The sequence below is a fragment of the Staphylococcus pragensis genome (genome assembly GCF_004785665.1).
Lineage (GTDB): Bacteria > Bacillota > Bacilli > Staphylococcales > Staphylococcaceae > Staphylococcus > Staphylococcus pragensis.
In genome coordinates, this window is record NZ_SRPJ01000001.1 from 39,532 (window position 1) to 58,848 (window position 19,317).

At 31.7% G+C, this 19,317-nt stretch carries 16 protein-coding genes; 11 read left to right on the plus strand and 5 right to left on the minus strand.

Annotated features, from left to right (window positions below):
- The first annotated feature begins 90 nt into the window (after positions 1-90).
- A complete protein-coding gene (locus E2558_RS00225; protein WP_126565002.1) occupies positions 91-738 on the plus strand; it encodes a metal-dependent transcriptional regulator in 648 nt (215 codons plus the stop codon).
- Positions 739-835: 97 nt separating this feature from the next.
- Here E2558_RS00225 and E2558_RS00230 read toward each other — a convergent pair whose 3' ends face one another.
- The gene (locus E2558_RS00230) at positions 836-1,579 is read right to left on the minus strand and encodes a M50 family metallopeptidase (RefSeq protein ID WP_126565003.1); all 744 of its coding nucleotides are present in this window, start codon (positions 1,577-1,579) and stop codon (positions 836-838) included.
- Between the two features lie 274 nt (positions 1,580-1,853).
- On the opposite strand from E2558_RS00230, the gene tarA reads away from it, so the two are divergent.
- Entirely contained in the window at positions 1,854-2,615 is a 762-nt protein-coding gene (gene tarA, locus E2558_RS00235; protein WP_126565004.1) for an N-acetylglucosaminyldiphosphoundecaprenol N-acetyl-beta-D-mannosaminyltransferase TarA, read from the plus strand.
- Between the two features lie 447 nt (positions 2,616-3,062).
- Here the strand turns inward: tarA and E2558_RS00240 are convergent, their stop codons facing one another.
- The 3 genes from E2558_RS00240 to tagH form a co-directional block, all read right to left on the minus strand.
- Positions 3,063-4,088 (minus strand): NAD-dependent formate dehydrogenase, encoded by a 1,026-nt coding sequence (locus E2558_RS00240; RefSeq protein WP_126565005.1) that lies wholly within the window; start codon positions 4,086-4,088, stop codon positions 3,063-3,065.
- Positions 4,089-4,344: 256 nt separating this feature from the next.
- Positions 4,345-4,707, minus strand: coding sequence for a Na-translocating system protein MpsC family protein (locus E2558_RS00245; protein ID WP_126565006.1), 363 nt, complete (start codon positions 4,705-4,707; stop codon positions 4,345-4,347).
- 124 nt (positions 4,708-4,831) lie between these two features.
- Positions 4,832-5,626 carry a teichoic acids export ABC transporter ATP-binding subunit TagH gene (tagH, locus tag E2558_RS00250; RefSeq protein ID WP_126565007.1) on the minus strand — a complete coding sequence of 265 codons (795 nt, stop codon included), beginning with the start codon at positions 5,624-5,626 and terminating at the stop codon, positions 4,832-4,834.
- Positions 5,627-5,956: 330 nt separating this feature from the next.
- Here tagH and E2558_RS00255 point away from each other — a divergent pair, with 330 nt between their 5' ends.
- From E2558_RS00255 to tagD, 4 genes are all read left to right on the plus strand, one after another.
- Positions 5,957-6,769 carry an ABC transporter permease gene (locus tag E2558_RS00255; protein ID WP_126565417.1) on the plus strand — a complete coding sequence of 271 codons (813 nt, stop codon included), beginning with the start codon at positions 5,957-5,959 and terminating at the stop codon, positions 6,767-6,769.
- A 98-nt stretch (positions 6,770-6,867) separates the two neighbouring features.
- Positions 6,868-7,956 carry a teichoic acid glycerol-phosphate primase TarB gene (gene tarB / locus E2558_RS00260; RefSeq protein WP_126565008.1) on the plus strand — a complete coding sequence of 363 codons (1,089 nt, stop codon included), beginning with the start codon at positions 6,868-6,870 and terminating at the stop codon, positions 7,954-7,956.
- Entirely contained in the window at positions 7,953-9,017 is a 1,065-nt protein-coding gene (locus tag E2558_RS00265; protein WP_126565009.1) for a glycosyltransferase family 2 protein, read from the plus strand. The genes tarB and E2558_RS00265 overlap by 4 nt, the downstream gene beginning before the upstream one ends.
- Positions 9,018-9,156: 139 nt before the next feature.
- A complete protein-coding gene (gene tagD, locus E2558_RS00270; RefSeq protein WP_126565010.1) occupies positions 9,157-9,555 on the plus strand; it encodes a glycerol-3-phosphate cytidylyltransferase in 399 nt (132 codons plus the stop codon).
- Positions 9,556-9,627: 72 nt separating this feature from the next.
- Here tagD and pbp4 read toward each other — a convergent pair whose 3' ends face one another.
- Complete coding sequence (gene pbp4, locus E2558_RS00275) at positions 9,628-10,914, minus strand: penicillin-binding protein PBP4 (RefSeq protein WP_126565011.1); 1,287 nt, start codon at positions 10,912-10,914, stop codon at positions 9,628-9,630.
- 157 nt (positions 10,915-11,071) lie between these two features.
- On the opposite strand from pbp4, the gene E2558_RS00280 reads away from it, so the two are divergent.
- The 5 genes from E2558_RS00280 (at position 11,072) to E2558_RS00300 (ending at position 19,292) form a co-directional block, all read left to right on the plus strand.
- Positions 11,072-12,799: an ABC transporter ATP-binding protein gene (locus E2558_RS00280; RefSeq protein ID WP_126565012.1), complete on the plus strand. Its 1,728-nt coding sequence runs from the start codon at positions 11,072-11,074 to the stop codon at positions 12,797-12,799.
- A gap of 328 nt (positions 12,800-13,127) precedes the next feature.
- A complete protein-coding gene (locus E2558_RS00285) occupies positions 13,128-15,299 on the plus strand; it encodes a bifunctional glycosyltransferase/CDP-glycerol:glycerophosphate glycerophosphotransferase (RefSeq protein ID WP_126565013.1) in 2,172 nt (723 codons plus the stop codon).
- Positions 15,300-15,566: 267 nt separating this feature from the next.
- Entirely contained in the window at positions 15,567-16,796 is a 1,230-nt protein-coding gene (locus E2558_RS00290) for a NupC/NupG family nucleoside CNT transporter (protein ID WP_126565014.1), read from the plus strand.
- 546 nt (positions 16,797-17,342) lie between these two features.
- Complete coding sequence (locus E2558_RS00295; RefSeq protein WP_126565015.1) at positions 17,343-18,176, plus strand: YitT family protein; 834 nt, start codon at positions 17,343-17,345, stop codon at positions 18,174-18,176.
- A 318-nt stretch (positions 18,177-18,494) separates the two neighbouring features.
- On the plus strand, positions 18,495-19,292 hold the full coding sequence (locus tag E2558_RS00300; RefSeq protein WP_126565016.1) for an ABC transporter ATP-binding protein: 798 nt from the start codon (positions 18,495-18,497) through the stop codon (positions 19,290-19,292).
- Positions 19,293-19,317: the final 25 nt, after the last annotated feature.

Consider the following 19,317-nt stretch of genomic DNA (forward strand, 5'->3'; position numbering starts at 1 on the left):
TACTAGGGACTGCCTTTTCAAAATGTGAGGCAATAACATTTGCGTGCAATTCGTGATACAATAAAGTGAATGCTTAGGTGAGGTGAAATAATGTTAACTGAAGAGAAAGAGGATTATTTGAAAGCGATATTAGCGAATGATGGTGATCACTCATTTGTTTCAAATAAGAAATTGTCTCAGTATTTAAATATTAAGCCTCCTTCAGTTAGTGAAATGGTAGGGCGTTTGGAAAAAGCTGGTTACGTCGAAACGAAACATTATAAAGGTGTGAAGTTATCGGACGAAGGCTTGAAGCATACGTTGGATATCATTAAGCGTCATCGTCTGTTGGAGTTATTTTTAATAGAAGTTTTACAATATAATTGGGAAGAAGTCCATCAAGAAGCGGAAATTCTAGAACATCGTGTTTCTGATTTATTTGTTAAAAGATTAGATAAATTACTAGATTATCCTGAAACATGTCCGCACGGTGGAATTATTCCGCGTGATTATCATTTTAATGAAAAATTTACTACCTCATTACTTGAATTTGAACCTGGCGATCGTGTTCATATTAAACGTGTGCGCGATAAAACAGAATTACTAATTTATCTTTCAAGTAAAGATATTTCAATTGGTAATGAAGTTGAAATTGTTACTAAGGATGAGACTAATAAAGTCATTATTGTTAAACATAATGAGACTGTGACGATTTTAAGTTACGATAATGCGATGAACATCTTTGCAGAGCATGTGTAAGAGTAAGGGTAAATAATTAAAGGTTTAAATTATAAATTCATCTCCGATAAGCGGTTAACCACTACTTATCGGAGGTTTTTTTATTAAATTGAGGCTTTTAAAATGTGAATTTGAACATTAAATATAGAGCGAAAAAATTAATGGCTATCCATAGTACGCTAAATAGGACAGTTGGAATGTGGGTTATTGTTGCTAAAGTGTGACCATCCCAGCTTGGCGCTGGCTTTTGGAATGTAAGATTAAAAATTGTCCAACTGGATTGTAAAACTTCGCCTAATAAAAGACCTAATATTATATGATAACTCAATAGTACGACATAATAAATCAATGCTTGATTATCATGTTGTATTAAAAAATATAAAAGTGTACCTAATATGACGAGCACTATAATCGGTGAAACTTTTCTAGAAGTTAAAAATAAATAATAGATAAAAATAAAGATATAAGCGGTTAAGAATAGACTAGGGTGGTTATAATGCGCTACACTTAAGCCGATTAAAAGCATAATTGGAGGCATAACGTAACCTCCTAAAGTAGTGATACATTGACCTACTAAATGCTTTGATTGCGTAATTGCATAACCTTGTTGCATCGTTTGTAGTCGCTCACTTGGACGCATCACTATGACTAAATCTTTTGCTTTACCGCCACTGATTTTATTAAATAAGACATGACCAAATTCATGCGTTAACACTGGGATATAGTTAAAATATATATCTAAATATTGATTGATAGTATGTTGCCTATTATGATGGATAAAAATATATAGAATAGCTATAATAACGATTAAATAAATATTTAAATTAAACGTCGTCGTGAAAAAATTCTCTAAATAAAGCATAATCAACCTCGTTTACTTCATATATATAGTTTCTATTATAATTGAAAAGCTTTATTTTAGCGTTTAGACTTTAGGCCTATTTTTAAGGCGTTAAGGCGTTCGGAACAAAAGTGTTTAAAGTTTCCTATATTATATATACTTTTAGTCTTAATCATATATATGAATTTAAGAGGTTGATTGTAAAAAAATTGTTAAGAAAAAAGTATTCATATATTTTAAATTCTCATATAATATATGGATACGAAATTGTATGGAGAGTAAGGAGATTACTTAAATGTGTGATCAAATAAAAACAAAAACTCAAAAAGTAGATATTTTAGGTGTGTATTTCGATAATGTAACTATGCTTGATATGATTGAAAATGTTAAAAACTTTTTTCATGAAGATACATCCGACAATCTATTTATTGTGACGGCTAATCCTGAAATTGTTGATTATGCTACTGAACATGTCTCATATCGACAACTTATTAATCAAGCAGATTATATTGTTCCAGATGGTACAGGTATAGTTAAAGCTTCAAATAGATTAAAAACACCATTGAAACGTCGAATTCCTGGAATTGAATTAATGAATCATTGTATGAAAATAGCTCATGCTAATCATCAAAAAGTATATTTATTAGGTTCAACTAAAGAAATTGTTGGTCAAGCACATGAGAAATTACAACAAAGATATCCTCAAGCTCAGTTTGAACATCATCATGGTTATATTGATTTAAATGATGAGACAGTGATTAAACGCATCAAACGTTTTAATCCTGATTATATTTTTGTAGGTATGGGCTTTCCTTTACAAGAACAATGGATTGAAAAGCATAAACAATCATTTGACCATACACTATTCATGGGCGTAGGTGGCTCTCTAGAAGTGTTTAGTGGCACCAAAAAACGTGCACCTAAACTATTCCGAAGATTAAATGTCGAATGGGTATATCGTCTCTTGATTGATTGGAGACGTATAGGTCGAATGAAAAGTATACCTAAATTTATGTACAAAGTATTAAAAGTTCAACGTAAAAATAAGAAAAAATAAAAAAGAGAGGAAGATGACCAGGGAGTATCATCTTTCTCTCTTTGTTTAAGGGGAGAAATTTTTATATTAAATCATCAAGTTAACAGGGAAAGTTTGATGATTCAATATAATCATTTATATATTAGAATTTAGTGATTGCGAGTCAGCTATAGAACGTAAACCTTTAAACTAATTGATTTGAATTGGGGAAGAATCAATATTACTTAAAGAGCTACGTCTACGCTTAACTTTTAACTTTGAGTTTTTAAGCTTATGATGACATTTATGGCTCATCTATAAGTTATAACTCGTATTTTTATTTTAATTATATATATTAATAAAATACGTTTTAATTTTTAGGGTTTTACATTTCTAGGATTAAGTTTAAGCAATTAAGCATAAAAGACTACAGGGAATCATCTTATTACGCAAATAATTAATCAATATAACGTTTATAAATGCTATCTATTATTTAGCAGTGTAACTAGCACTTGAAATTTTACCGCTAGAAACGATGATGTCTTTATCTTGGAAGGGTTCATTATTAAAGAAGCGGTTTAAGATATCTTTTACACCGTCTTCAATTCGTGCTTGAGATTCTAAAGTCATACCAGAATAGTGAATCGTCATAGCATTACGAGGCATATTTCTCCAAGAGTGATCAGCTGGAGCTGGTTGTGGGTACCAAACATCACCTGCATAACCTTGAATATGACCTTTGTTAACTGCTTCGGCTAATGCTTCAGTGTTAACGATTTTACCACGAGCTGTATTAACTAAGTAGCTACCTTCTTTCATTTTACTTAATACTTCTTCATCAAATAAGTTATCTGTTGAAGGAGTAAGAGGTGCATGAATTGTGATAGCATCACTTGTTTTAATTAATTCATCAAATTCAACGAATTTAGAGTTTTCATTGTCTTTTTGATTAATTGGATCGTAGTGTTGGATTGTTACATTGAAAGGTTTTAAGCGTTCAGCTACTAATTGACCGATACGTCCGAAACCAAAAATACCAATTGTTTTATTTTGTAATTCACGAGCTTGGTTACCTACTTTAGATAAATCCCATTCACCTTCAACTGATTGACGATGACCTTCCATGAAATTACGTAATACAATTAATAAGTCCATCACTGCATGTTCAGCAACGCTAACAGTATTACTGCCTGTTACTTCTACAACACCAACATCATGTTGACTAGCCGCTTCTAAATCAACGTGGTCAGAACCAACACCTGCAGTAATTGCTAATTTTAAATTTGGTGCTTTTTCAATACGTTCTTTACTCATATAAGCAGGGTAGAATGGCGCACTGATGACGATATCCATATCACTTAAATGTTGGTCTAAATCTTCTTCACCATTTTTTAAAATAACTAATTCATGTTCAGTATCTTTTAAAAAATCTCTAAGACCTATTGCTTTCTCAGTATTTAATAATTGATTGTCTAAACCTTTATCTGTTTCTGGGAATAATGCTACTATTTTCATAAATATACACTCCTATAAGAATTTTCTAGTTCTATTTTTCTAGTAATTCTAAGTTGAGAGCACTTATAACGTTAAAAAAATACTCGATGCTTCTTTGCCTGGACCACCTCCTTGAATTAAACAATAGATTCAATAAAGTGGGTTAGCAAACAGCACCGAGTACCTTACACCAATCCCAAAAAAGTTAAGACAGTAAACCTATCTTACTTTAAAGTTGAATGTTATTAAATTATATATCGTATATAAAATTGAAGTACTAATCTTCAATTGATTGATCAAAAACAAATATTGAAATGACTTCATCGTTTTCTAAATCGACGTCAGTAAAAAGTTTTACAAATTTAGCGCCAACAAGTTCTTCCATTTCTTTTGGAGGTTGACGTTTATATAAATCTTTGATTTCTTCTGTACGTCCTTGTTTAAGCATACTTGTAAAATCTTTATTTTGCAAATAGAAATTTTCGACTTTACTTAAACTTCCAGTCATGTGACATATAGCCCAATTATCCTTAAAGAAAACTTTGATATTTTCAGGACCTTTACCAATATAAGATTTTCTATAAGCTCGCACTAAATTTGCGAATTGTTGTGTTTTATTAACTGAGGCTATGATGTTCACCTTCTTTATATGTGAATAATATTCATAAATTCCACTATTTATAGTAGTACTTTTAACTCAATTTTTAAAGTAATAAACTCAAAATAAATAATAAAGTTTATTTATTTTTAGTTATAAATTGTTTTTATTTTACGACGAAACGTTTCTCATCCAACTGCTTTCTAAATTTCTTTTGTTCTGCTTTAGATTTCTTCTTGAAATCTTTTAAGAACTGTTCATATTTAGGTAATACGTCATCTAGTTCGCCAAATTCTTTTAATTTACCGCCCTCTATCCAAGCAATTTTAGTACAGAATTCGCGCACTTGTCGGATGTTATGACTAACGAAGAAAATGGTTTTCTTTGCTTCTTTAAACTCATAAATTTTATCTAAACACTTTTGAGTAAAGGTTTGGTCTCCCACTGAGAGCGCTTCATCAATAACTAAGATATCAGGATTAATCGTTACATTAATAGAGAATCCTAATTTCGCACGCATCCCACTTGAATAGTTTTTAACAGGTTGATAAATAAATTCACCCAACTCGCTAAATTCAATAACTTGAGGCATAAGTCTTTTAATTTCTTTCTTTTTAAAGCCCATGCACAACATCTTAAATTCAATATTTTCTACACCAGTTAAACGACCGTTTAGTCCCGCGTTAATGGCGATGACGCTTACTTCCCCGTGGCGTTCGATTGTTCCAGAACTAGGTGATAATGAGCCACCAATCATATTACTTAATGTTGATTTCCCAGACCCATTGATGCCTACTAATCCGATTACATCGCCTTCATTGGCAGTAATTGACACATCGTCCAAAGCAAAGAATGTTTTATTCTTATTTTTAGGGATTAAGGCATCTTTAATACGCTCTTTATTATTACGATAAATGCGATATTCTTTTGTCACATTTTTAATGTTAACAGATACGCTCATAAGTATTCCTTCCTTACAGATAGTTATATCGATTATAATACATCACACAACAGTTGTTAAATTTATTAACCTAGTGTAAAGTGTATAAGTGATTTTGTATAGTTTTTGTAAATATAAAAGATTATTTTTTTATTTTTGAAAATGAATATGCAACATAAAAATCGTTTTTTAAATAAGAAAATAACAGTATATAAAATGATATACCTTTATACTTCAATTATATTAAACTTTTCGAGAAATGTTATATATAATGAATGTAAGTATTCAAGTGATAAGTTAAAGAATTTAAATGCCATCGTGGATATTTAAATGAAAGTGTGGTTTATTTCAATGTCGGCAGTAGGATCTGTTTTTAAAGAACATATAAAAAATTTCTATTTAGTACAACGACTCGCACAATTCCAAATCAAAATTACAAACACTAATAATTATTTAGGCGTAGCATGGGAATTACTTAACCCGGCCTTACAAATTATGGTTTATTGGTTTGTATTTGGTATGGGAATTAGAAGTAATGCGCCGATTCATGGCGTGCCATTTATTTTATGGTTATTAGTAGGTATCAGTATGTGGTTCTTCGTCAACCAAGGTATTCTCGAAGGTACGAAATCTGTATCTATGAAATTCAATCAAGTTGCGAAGATGAATTTCCCATTATCTATTATTCCTACTTATATTGTGACAAGTAAGTTTTATGGTCATATTGGATTATTGGCCATCATTATCGCTATTTGTATGGGGAATGGCATTTTCCCATCTATACACATTGTACAATTACTAATCTATGTACCACTCACATTTTTCTTTACTGCGTCAGTTGCATTATTCACTTCAACATTGGGCATCATCGTGCGTGATACTCAAATGATTATGCAAGCATTATTGAGAATTTTATTTTACATGTCACCAATCTTATGGATTCCTAAAGAAACAGGAATTAGTAGCGTGATTAATGATATTATGAAATTTAATCCGGTTTATTTCTTAGCACAATCTTATCGTGCAGCGATTTTATTCCATGAATGGTACTTCGTTGAACATTGGAAATTATTCCTTTACAACGTAGCAGTTATCTTGATTTTCTTCGTTTTAGGTTCAATCCTGCATCGTAGATATCGAGATCACTTTGCAGATTTCTTATAAATGTAAACTAAGGCTGAGACATTTTATATTTGTCCCAGCCTGTTTTATATATTCAGAAAGTTTTATTTTTAATTTTCGAAAAGGTGGGAGGTAGACGTATGCGACTAATTATAAAAAACATTTATATGATAATGATTGCGATATTGAACTTCATTTTCAAAAGTAAAAAAGTAAAAAATAACCATATTGTAGTGATGATGACATTTCCACAAGATGTGTTACCAATTATTCAGCAGCTGCATCACAAAGGGTATCATCTTACAGTGATAGCGAATGAGAAAGAACAAGAGAGAATAAAAGAATTCAAGAGTGTTTCATTTTTACCAGCTGGAAATAAACATATTTTCAAGCATATTAAAGCGTTGAGCAGTGCCAAGGTCATCATTATTGATACGTATTATTTAATGTTAGGTGGCTATGCTAAGAAAAATGGTCAATCTATTATTCAAACTTGGCATGCTTCTGGAGCTCTAAAGAATTTCGGATTAACTGACCATCAAGTAGATTTAAATAATAAAAAAATGGTTAAACAATATCAACGTGTATATCAAGCAACTGATTATTATCTTGTCGGTGGAGAAGAAATGGTAACATGCTTTAACGAGGCTTTCGGGGCTACAGATAAACAAATGTTACGTTTTGGATTACCACGATTAATGAATTATTTAAATTTCAATCTTAAGACTGAACAAGCGCGTTTAAAAGAACATTATAATATTACTAATAAATTGGCGATATATGTTCCTACCTATCGTGAAGATGCAAAGGATAATCGTCAATTAGATAAAGCTAATTTTGAAACTCAGTTGCCAAATTATACATTAATTAATCAGTTGCATCCGTCAATTTCTGGACATCATTCAGAAATATCTACTTCTGAATTAATGATAATGGCAGATGTGATTATTAGTGATTATAGTTCTTTGCCTATTGAAGCAAGTTTGTTAAATAAACCTGTTATTTTCTATGTGTATGATGAAGAGAAATATGAGAAAGTACGTGGTTTAAATCAATTTTATAAACAAATCCCTCAACACTATAAAGTATTCAGTGAAAAGGAACTAATTTTTAAAATAAAAAATAGTGAAGATATATTACAGCCATTATTTAAAGATTGGCATCGCTACAATACTTCTAAAAGCTTGCAACAAATTATAGAATTTATTGAAAAGTTGGTGAAAGAATGAAAATAGCTGTGATTATTCCAGTATTTAATGCAGAACATACAATTCGAAAAGCTGTAAAATCAATTGATACAAAGCATGAAGTTGAAATTATTTGTGTTAATGATGGTTCTACGGATAAAACGAAACAAGTGTTGATGCAGTTACAAAAAGAAGTAAAAAATATGATGGTTTACAATCAAGAAAATGCCGGTGCAGCTAAGAGCAGAAATTTCGGTTTAGCCTCAATGTCGGATGATGTTGAAGCGTTTATGTTCTTAGATGCAGATGATCAATTCTTACCTGGAAGAATTGATAAAATGATTGATTACTATGAGAAAAATAAAGAAGTCGATATTGTCGTTGGGCAAATTGGGCGTGGCGTAAACGGCGACTGGAAAGTCGTGCCTACGCATGAGGAGATTAATCGCGAGAGCATGGTTACACTTGCAGAAGTACCTGAGTTATTACAATCTATTGGTCCGGGCGGGAAATTATTTAACTCTAAATTTAACGCATTAAGATTTGATGAAGATGTGGTATTTTGTGAGGAACATACATTTATTACGCGTGCTTATTTAACTGCACGAGATATCCAGTTAATACCGCTTCTCGTATACGGATATAATGAGCGAGAAGGCTCTGTAACCGATAAGCGTGCGGACACCTTTTTATCTTATATAGAGGATGCTCGTAAAGTACGCCATCGTGTAATGGAAATGTTGTTATTAACTAATGAAAAAGTTTATTACAGTTATCGTATGGATGATTTGATTGTAAGTTACTTGATTCAAGCTTATCTTTTAAAAAATAGTGATGTGACAACGTCATTTATTGAACAAGTAACGCGTTATATTAAAGAAATGCAACATACAGAATATTCAGGGGACGCTTTATTTAGAATCGTTCAAGCAGTAGAACAAGGTGCTACAAAATGGACACATGAAACGTATGAAATTTGGCGTCAAACTCTTGTAAATGTAGGTATAGGACGCCCAGGGTACTTACGATTTAAAGCACAAGTCTTACCTAAAAAAGCAGTATTCAATGGTAAACAATCGTTAAAACACATACTTAAACGTTAATTCTTTTAAGATATAGAGGCATAGTGACGTCTAATGGCTTAACATGTCTGCTTTTATAAAAGATGGTATGTAAAAAATATTTATGCTAAATTAAGATTATGAAGAATGATTAAAGATTTAGTAAAGGAGACAGCAAAAAATGAGAAGAGTCATTACTTATGGTACTTATGATTTATTACATTATGGCCATATAGAACTTTTAAGAAGAGCTCGTGAAATGGGCGATTACTTAATCGTTGCGTTATCAACAGACGAATTCAATCAAATTAAGAACAAGAAATCTTATTATGACTTTGAACAACGTAAAATGATGTTAGAATCTATTCGCTATGTAGATTTAGTTATTCCAGAAAGTGACTGGGGTCAAAAAGAAATCGATGTTGACCGTTACGATGTTGATGTTTTCGTTATGGGCCACGATTGGGAAGGCGAATTTGACTTCTTAAAAGACAAATGTGAACTTGTATACTTAAAACGTACTGAAGGTATTTCAACAACTAAAATTAAACAAGAACTTTACGGTAAAGACGCAAAATAATATAACTTATAAAGATAAAATCCACATTTCCTAAAATTTTAAAAGGAAATGTGGATTTCGTTTTCTAATTAATTATTTATGTTTAAAAATACGATGTAAAATCATATAAATGATTAATATAAATGCAATGGCAATCAATCCTAATCCTATGAAAGTTAAGATAGGATGAGTTTTCCATGTACTTTGAGCGACTGAATCTGCTTGATGTATGAATGAACGTGTGACTTTTACGCTAGGAGGTCCATCATTGTTAGTTAAAAATTGACGAGGATACTCTAAGTGCACACGACCATCTTCAACTACATACTTGTAATCATCTTTTTTCATGTTTTTTGGAATAATATCGTATAAGTCTTTAGCTACGTAATATTTTTTGCCATTCAGTTGATGTGTACCTTTCGAAAGTACTTTCTTATATTTATACTGATCGAATGAACGGTTCATTAATGCATTCCCAATCATGTTACGTTGCATTTCACCGCCTAAATGAATAAAATCGCCAGCACCCATAATAACTTGATTGATACGCAATTTATTTCGTTTTGTAGTGATGGTATGATTATAGTCAGCGACATCGCTTGAACCTGTTTTTAGTCCATCTGTACCAGGTAAACTCATCTTCGCTCCTTCTAAAGAATGGTTATAAGTTGGAAAAGTGACGTTATGTACTGTAGGTTCAAGTTGCTTTGTAAAATCTAAAATTTCAGGCGTATCCTTAATGACGTGTTGATCTAAGATGGCCATATCTTTTGCAGAGGAAACGTTATTTTGATGATCTTTATATTTTGAAGGTGCAAAGTCACGTAAACGTTTATTCATGGCACCAGTAGGGTTCACAAAGCGTGTATCATTCATGCCAATTTCCTTGGCTTTCTTATTCATTAAGTCAGTAAAGTCATTGACGTTACCAGAGACTTCTTCACCAAGTATTAGAGCAGCAGCATTACTAGAGTTTGAAACAGTGATTTGAAGAAGTTCTGCGATGGTATATGTTTCTCCAGGATACAATTTGGTATTACTCAATTCTGGCAAAGTTGACATTTGATAGTGTGCTTGCGTAATATGTACTTTGTCATTTAACGAAAGGTCACCATGTTTGATGGCTTCTAATGTAAGATACATCGTCATCAACTTAGACATTGAAGCAGGATACCATTTTTTATCAGCTTGATATTGATATAATATTTGTCCTGATTGACTCACATTGATAGCACTTTCTGGTTGATAGGCATCTGAGACATCGGGATAACCATATTGACGTGTAATTTCTGTAGGTGTAGGTTCTTTAGCTATAGCTATCGGTGATATAATGAGAGCCGTAGATAAGATGAGTAAAACGAGATAAGTTATTCTTTTCATTTATTTATCTTTCCTTTTATACAAAAATTGTCAATGAAAGTATTCTATCATAATGAAAACTTGTGAAAAACATAATTTTTACACTTTAAAGTTGTTATAAATAATTATAAGTTTTAAGTATTAAAATTAAAAAATGAATATAAAAGAGGGGTAATTTATGAAAGGACAAAATCCATTATTTTTCTTATTTAAACGTTTGTCATGGCCATATGGATTAATCATTGCTGCTATTATCATTTCTTCTCTAGGAAGTATTAGTGGTCTACTTATCCCATTATTTACTGGTCGTTTAGTTGATAAATTTTCAACAAGCAGTATTAATTGGAATATCGTTATTTTGTTCGCAGGCATTTTTATCGCCAATGCCTTACTTAGTGGTATCGGTATTTATTTATTGAGTAAAATTGGTGAAAAAATGATTTACGATATTCGCTCATTATTATGGGAACATATTATAAAATTGAAAATGCCATTTTTCGATAAAAATGAAAGTGGGCAATTAATGAGTCGTTTAACGGATGACACGAAAGTGATTAATGAATTTATTTCACAAAAATTACCACAACTATTGCCTGCAATCATTACCTTGGTAGGCTCTATCATCATGTTATTCATTATGGACTGGCAAATGACATTGTTAACATTCATTGCAATTCCATTATTCATGGCAGTAATGATTCCATTAGGTCGCAAAATGCAAAAAATTTCTATACATACACAGTCAGAAATAGCTAATTTTAGTGGGTTATTAGGGCGTGTGTTAACAGAAATGCGTTTAGTTAAAGTGTCTAATACAGAACGTCAAGAATTAGATAATGCGCATAGTAACTTACGTGAAATTTATAATCTTGGATTAAGACAAGCTAAAATCACTGCGGTTATTCAACCTATTTCAAGTCTCATAATGTTATTAATGATTGCGGTTATTCTTGGTTTTGGTGCTATCCGTATTGCCACAGGCGCAATAACAGCGGGGGCTTTAATTGCTATGATTTTTTATGTGATGCAATTATCTATGCCATTAATGAACCTTACAACCCTTGTTACAGATTATAAAAAAGCTGTAGGTGCAAGTAGCCGTATTTACGAAATCATGCAAGAGCCAGTAGAACCAATGACTGAATTAGAGCCAATTAAAAATGTAAACATCACTCCTGGAGAAATAGAATTTACAGATGTAAATTTCAAATATGATGTTAAAGATATATTAAAAAATGTTTCTTTCCGTATCCCTCAAGGAGAAGTAAGTGCTTTTGTTGGTCCATCAGGTTCAGGTAAGAGTACGATTTTCAACCTAATTGAACGCATGTATGAAATCGAATCAGGGGATATTAAATATGGTAATCAAAGTATCTATGATATTCCTATGGCAAATTGGCGTAATCAAATTGGATATGTGATGCAGTCTAATTCAATGATGAATGGCACAATCCGTGACAATATATTATATGGTATTAATCGTGAAGTTTCTGACGAAGAATTGATTAAATATGCTAAATTGGCAAACTGTCATGACTTTATAATGCAATTTGATGATGGATACGACACATTAGTTGGTGAACGTGGCTTAAAATTATCAGGAGGTCAAAGACAACGCATCGATATTGCTCGTAGTTTTGTTAAAAATCCAGATATTTTATTACTAGACGAGGCAACAGCAAACCTAGATAGTGAAAGTGAACAAAAAATACAAGAAGCGTTAGAAGTGTTAATGGAAGGACGTACAACTATTGTGATTGCGCACCGACTTTCTACTATTAAAAAAGCAGGGCAAATTATCTTCCTCGATCAAGGTCAAGTAACAGGACAAGGTACACATGCAGAACTAATGAAGCATCATGAAAAATATCATCAATTTGTAACTACTCAAAATTTAACAGAATAAGGTAATCAAGCAGGTTGAAGGATGTAATACTCCATCAACCTGCTTTGTTTTGTGATGAAGTTGATATTGTAGAGAATAAAGCTTGTAACAAAAATAGAGATAGACGTTGAGACCATCCTTAGTAAATGAATATACGATAGAGAAAATGGTATACTTATAAATAACGGTGAGGTCATAGCGTCAATAAAGCTATGGAATAGAAATGGCTAGAAATATACGCTTCAAAGATGTAAAATGGAGTGAAAATTTGGCGTAACATACGCTTAGAAAAGTTATTAAAAAATATAAAGTCTACCTATTATAAATAGATTAATTGGAGAGAAATGTTTTGAATAAATTAACGATTATTATTACCTATTATAATGATGAAGATTACATTGCTGAATGTATTGATAGTTTAAAAAGTCAAAGAAATCAAGATTTCGACCTTGTGATTGTAGATGATGGTTCGACAGATCAATCAACAGAAATTTTACAACAAGCATTACAATCTTATGATAAAGAGGTTAATTTCATCCAGCTTCCTGAGAATACAGGCCATGCACATGCGCGAAATGTCGCACTTAAAGAAGCGGAAGGGCAATATGTGATGTTTCTTGATGCAGATGATCAGTTAGCTTCATATGCCATTGATTATTACTTCCGTCATCTTAATGGTTTAGATACTTTAATAGCACCCATTCATAAATTCGCAATGCAACGTCCACAATACGTGGATCAAGATAAAGTGCGTATTCAATATTTGTCACATAAAAAGAATCCTAACTCAATTTTGAGAAAAGAATCTGTATGTAACATTTTATTTAGAAACGCTATCATAAAAGCACATAATATACAATTTAATGAGAATCTAAACATCTTTACAGATACTTCTTTCGCTTTAGAATATATAAAATATGCGGAAAACTTTGTGAGAATATTAAATTTCCCATTTTATTTCCGTGGAGAAGTATATGATCCATTTGTCGGCAATACATTAAGTGGACAAGATTTTGTTAATAAATTTGATGATTATGTAGATAGTTTCTTTGATGCTATGCAAAGAACAGAGGATAAAAAGGTGAAAAACTTCTTAATTCAAAGAATGAAAAATGAAATTAAGAAAGGATTTGACCCTTCACTAAGAGATATTAAATTAAGATACCTTACACTAGAAAATTCTTTAGTCAAAATAGTAAAAGCTTTAAAATGGAACATCATTAAAGATGGAAAATTGTTATATAATCTAGAAGTTTTATTCTTGTCTATGGATGATGTGGAAAACGCAAAATACGTGAACGATCTTCGTAAACGTTCTCGATTAATTAAAAACATTGTGACGAATAGTAAAATGAAAGAACGTTCAAGATACCAATTAACAGATAGTGAAGAAGCAGTTGATCCACATACAATTGTCTTTGAAGCATTTGGAGGTAAAAATTATAGCGACAGTCCTAAATATATTTATGAATATATGCAAGATCATTATCCACATTTAAATTATATTTGGGTATTTAATAAACCAGATAACAATAATGTCCCAGGAAATGCTACTAAAGTTAAAAAAGGCTCAAAAGAATACTATGAAGCATATGCTAAAGCAAAATATTGGGTATCGAATGCAAGATTGCCACTATATTTAAATAAAAAAGAAAATCAAACGTACATTCAGACTTGGCATGGCACACCGCTTAAACGTCTTGCTAATGATATGAAAGTCGTTAGAATGCCAGGTACAACGACTGCCTCATATAAGAAAAATTTCTATGCTGAAGCGTCTAGATGGGATTACTTGGTATCACCGAACCGTTATTCATCAAATATATTTAAAACTGCTTTTTGGATGGACGAAGATAGAATTTGGGAAATCGGATACCCTCGTAATGATGTCTTAGTCAATCGCCAAAATGATATCGAATATCAAGAAGAGATTAAACGTAATCTAAACTTACCTAAAGATAAAAAAGTAATTATGTATGCACCAACATGGCGTGATGATGAATTTGTGAAAAAAGGTCAATACTTATTTGACTTAAAGATTAACCTTGCAAATCTTCAAAAAGAAATTGGTGATGAATATGTTATCTTATTAAGAATGCATTATCTCATTGCTAATGCTTTGGATTTACATGGTTTCGAAGATTTTGCTATCGATGTTTCAAACTACAATGATATTTCTGAATTGTATCTTATTTCTGATGCGCTAATTACCGATTACTCTTCAGTAATGTTTGATTTCGGTATCTTAAAACGTCCACAATTCTTCTTTGCTTATGATATTGAAAAGTATGATAAAGGATTACGTGGTTTCTATATGGATTATATGAATGATCTTCCAGGTGAAATCATTACAGATGAATTTAAACTAGCCGAAGAATTAAAACAGCTCGATCAACATAAAGTAAAATATAAAGACAAAATTGATAAATTCTATAATGACTTCTGTTCATTAGAACAAGGAAAATCATCTCAATTTATCGCAGATTATATTTATAACGATATAGAAAACAATAAAAAATAGAAATTTATGATAGAGAGCACTAAAAATGTGATTTAAAACAAATCGCGTTTTTAGTGCTTTTATTAAAGTTCATTAAAAAATTACAACTCATAATTATACTAACGAAATTCTTTAAAATATTATTTTATCGAACATTTCCTCATGGTATAATGTTAAATATATGTTTTACAGAACTTTAGTGCTTTATATTGGGGAAAAGTACGGTTTTGTTATACTAAGTAATATTTACATAGTAAGTTGAAAAATTAAAGTCTAGGTAGGTGCCTCATGTTTTTAATCATTAATATCATTGGGTTACTTGTGTTTTTGGGAATTGCAGTTTTATTTTCAAGAGATCGCAAAAATATCCAATGGAAATCAATTTTGATTCTTGTTATTTTAAACCTTTTCCTTGCTTGGTTCTTCGTGTACTTTCAAATTGGTAGATCGATTGTTGAAGGCTTAGCTGCTGCAATCGCTTGGGTGATTCAATCAGCGCACACTGGAACGGGCTTTGCATTTAGTAGTTTTACAAGTGGTAAGCAAATGGATATGGCTATTAGCGCCTTATTCCCAATCTTACTTGTTGTTCCACTATTTGACGTATTAATGTATTTTAATATTTTACCGAAGATTATCGGTGGTATTGGCTGGGTATTAGCTAAGATTACACGTCAACCTAAGTTTGAGTCATTTTTCGGAATTGAAATGATGTTCTTAGGTAATACAGAAGCATTAGCGGTCTCAAACGAACAATTAAAACGTATGAAAGAAACACGTGTTTTAACATTAGCAATGATGTCAATGAGTTCTATTTCAGGTGCGATTGTTGGTGCCTATGTACAAATGATCCCTGGTGAACTTGTATTGACAGCGATTCCGCTAAATATTATTAACGCCATTATAGTGTCTTCTATCTTGAATCCGGTAACGGTTGAAGAACGTGAAGATGTGATTTATAGCATTAATAATGGTGAAACTGAGCGTCAACCATTCTTCTCATTCTTAGGAGATTCCGTTTTAAATGCAGGTAAATTAGTGTTAATTATTATCGCGTTCGTTATCAGCTTCGTAGCTTTAGCTGATTTATTAGATCGCTTTATCAATTTAATTACTGGCTTAGTCGGCGGTTGGATTGGTATGAAAGGTAGTTTCGGATTAAACCAAATCTTAGGTGTCTTCATGTATCCATTCGCATTATTGCTTGGTTTACCTTGGGGAGAAGCATGGATTGTGGCTCAACAAATGTCTAAGAAGATTGTTACAAACGAATTCGTTGTAATGGGTGAGATTACTAAAGTAGTTAAATCTTATAGTCCTCATAGACAAGCGGTCATTTCAACCTTCTTAGTGTCATTTGCTAACTTCTCAACAATCGGTATGATTGTTGGTACACTTAAAGGAATCGTAGACAAGAAGACTTCAGATTTTGTATCTAAATATGTGCCAATGATGCTTTTATCAGGTATCCTTGTATCATTATTAACAGCAGCTTTTGTAGGTTTATTCGCATGGTAAACTAATAGAGCTAAATATTTCTTCAAAGGAGCAAGTTTAAAATCATGTTTTTCTTACGTGATTTTGGATTTGCTCTTTTTTCTTTGAAAAGGATGAATAATACTCGAATATACAATAAAAAACAAGTATGTAGAGTGAGGAGACACTCTATATACTTGGTTTTTATGGGAAATGAATATTAATGTACTTGTAACGGTAAGGACTAGGTACTGTCACAGTACTTCGAGCAAAATTTGTTTTGTTACTATAAACAACACAAAGGAGATAACTTCTCTTATTAAGAAGTTATACACAGTATAGCAGAAACAATCTTGTAAGTAAACGAAAAATTCAGAAAATTTTAATTTGTTCATAAATTGTTCTCATATTTATATTTAATTCAAATCTGAGTGAATCTATAGGAAAATTCGATAATAAACATAAATTGTTATAGTTTAAATTATTTAATTTTTATTTATTTAACATTTTTTAGAATAGTATATTGTAGCTTTATCAGAGAGTATGCTAACATTTTTAATGATAATAAACTAAAAGGGGTTGGTATATGTGAATAAAAACATTAAAGATTTACTCCTTGTGATACTAGGCTCTTTCATATTTTCAGCTGGAGTTAATTCATTCATTATTTCAGGTAATTTAGGTGAGGGAGGCGTAACAGGAATTGCTATCGTATTGTATTACGCTTTTCATATTTCTCCATCTATAACGAACTTTGTAGCTAATGCAGTACTTATTGTTATCGGTTATAAATTTTTGAGTAAAAAAAGCACAATTTTAACTATTGTTGCTACTGTACTTATTTCTGTATTTTTAGACTTAACAGATGCTTGGCATGTAGAAACTGGAAACGTCATTATTAATGCTGTGTTTGGCGGTATCTGTGTAGGATTAGGCATCGGTGTTATTGTACTAGCTGGTGGTACGACTGCCGGTACGACTATCCTTGCTCGTATTGCTAATAAATACTTAGAAGTAAGCACAGCTTATGCGCTATTATTCTTTGATTTATTAGTAGTATTAATATCTTTAACAGTACTTCCATTGCATAAGGCACTCGTAACGGTCATCTCATTATACATTGGCACAAAAGTAATGGAATATGTTATTGAAGGTCTTAATACGAAAAAAGCTATGACAATTATTTCTAATAAACCAGAAGAAGTTGCTAAAGCGATTGATGAACAAGTAGGACGCGGTCTTACAATTTTAGACGGTCATGGCTATTATAGTAGAGAAGAGAAAGATATTTTGTATGTAGTAGTAGCCAAAACACAAGTTTCACGCGCGAAACGTATAATTAGAGAATTAGATGAAAATGCATTCCTTGTAGTACATGATGTGCGTGATGTATATGGAAATGGTTTCCTAGTAGATGAATAAATAAAATTTCTAAAGAGAGGCTGAGACAAATTAAAATGTCTCAGCCTTTGCTAATATATTGGCAGTAGCTGACTGGTTTGAAAATGTGTTTAAAACTAATCTTTCTCAAATTGAGTCATCATTACAGAGGCGGGGAACGAAGTTATTTCAACTTCTACCCCCGCTTCTTTTTCATTTTGAAATAGTCATCATACTATGAAAATGTTATAATAATGCCATTGACTATGATAATTATTATCAATTATGAATTGACATATATGTAGAAAATAGTATTTAACAGCGTAGTAATAGATTTATTTTCAAGAAAGTAGGGGAATTATGAATCGTTTAAAAGCACAAGAAGTTGAGATTGGGTACGGAGATCATTCAATTATCAATAACTTAAATGTTGAAATTCCAGATGGTAAAGTGACTTCTATTATTGGACCAAATGGTTGTGGGAAATCAACGCTATTAAAGGCTTTATCACGTTTGCTATCTATTAAAAATGGTGAAATTAAATTAGATGGGGAGAATATTCATACACAATCAACGAAAGAAATTGCTAAAAAAATTGCTATATTACCTCAAACACCAGAAGTAGCAGATGGTTTAACAGTTGGAGAACTTGTATCTTACGGACGCTTCCCACATCAAAAGGGCTTTGGACGTTTATCTGCAGAAGATAAAAAAGAAATTGATTGGGCATTGAGCGTAACAGGTACGTCTGAATTCCGTCATCGTTCTATTAATGATTTAAGTGGTGGACAACGTCAACGCGTTTGGATTGCGATGGCATTAGCTCAAAAGACAGATATTATTTTCTTAGATGAACCAACAACTTATTTAGACATTTCACACCAATTAGAAATCTTAGAATTAGTCCAACAACTTAATAAAGAGCAAGGTTGTACGATTGTCATGGTATTGCATGATATCAACCAAGCTATCCGCTTCTCAGACCACTTAATTGCGATGAAAAATGGTGAAATCTTAGCTAGTGGTTCGACAGAAGAAGTATTAACGAAAGATGTTTTAGAACGCGTATTTAATATTGATGTAGTCCTAAGCGAAGATCCAAGAACGGGCAAACCTTTACTTGTGACTTATGATTTATTTGAACGTACTTATTCGTAATATGAATGAAAATAAAGGAAAGAGA

Excerpts from the sequence above, each read along its gene's own strand:
- tarA (WP_126565004.1), top strand. The coding sequence starts at position 1,854 with ATGTGTGATCAAATAAAAACAAAAACTCAAAAAGTAGATATTTTAGGT.
- tagD (WP_126565010.1), top strand. The coding sequence starts at position 9,157 with ATGAGAAGAGTCATTACTTATGGTACTTATGATTTATTACATTATGGC.
- pbp4 (WP_126565011.1), bottom strand. The coding sequence starts at position 10,914 with ATGAAAAGAATAACTTATCTCGTTTTACTCATCTTATCTACGGCTCTC.
- E2558_RS00255 (WP_126565417.1), top strand. The coding sequence starts at position 5,957 with ATGTCGGCAGTAGGATCTGTTTTTAAAGAACATATAAAAAATTTCTAT.
- E2558_RS00265 (WP_126565009.1), top strand. The coding sequence starts at position 7,953 with ATGAAAATAGCTGTGATTATTCCAGTATTTAATGCAGAACATACAATT.
- E2558_RS00240 (WP_126565005.1), bottom strand. The coding sequence starts at position 4,088 with ATGAAAATAGTAGCATTATTCCCAGAAACAGATAAAGGTTTAGACAAT.
- tagH (WP_126565007.1), bottom strand. The coding sequence starts at position 5,626 with ATGAGCGTATCTGTTAACATTAAAAATGTGACAAAAGAATATCGCATT.
- E2558_RS00230 (WP_126565003.1), bottom strand. The coding sequence starts at position 1,579 with ATGCTTTATTTAGAGAATTTTTTCACGACGACGTTTAATTTAAATATT.
- E2558_RS00225 (WP_126565002.1), top strand. The coding sequence starts at position 91 with ATGTTAACTGAAGAGAAAGAGGATTATTTGAAAGCGATATTAGCGAAT.
- E2558_RS00290 (WP_126565014.1), top strand. The coding sequence starts at position 15,567 with ATGTTTTTAATCATTAATATCATTGGGTTACTTGTGTTTTTGGGAATT.
- E2558_RS00280 (WP_126565012.1), top strand. The coding sequence starts at position 11,072 with ATGAAAGGACAAAATCCATTATTTTTCTTATTTAAACGTTTGTCATGG.
- tarB (WP_126565008.1), top strand. The coding sequence starts at position 6,868 with ATGCGACTAATTATAAAAAACATTTATATGATAATGATTGCGATATTG.
- E2558_RS00300 (WP_126565016.1), top strand. The coding sequence starts at position 18,495 with ATGAATCGTTTAAAAGCACAAGAAGTTGAGATTGGGTACGGAGATCAT.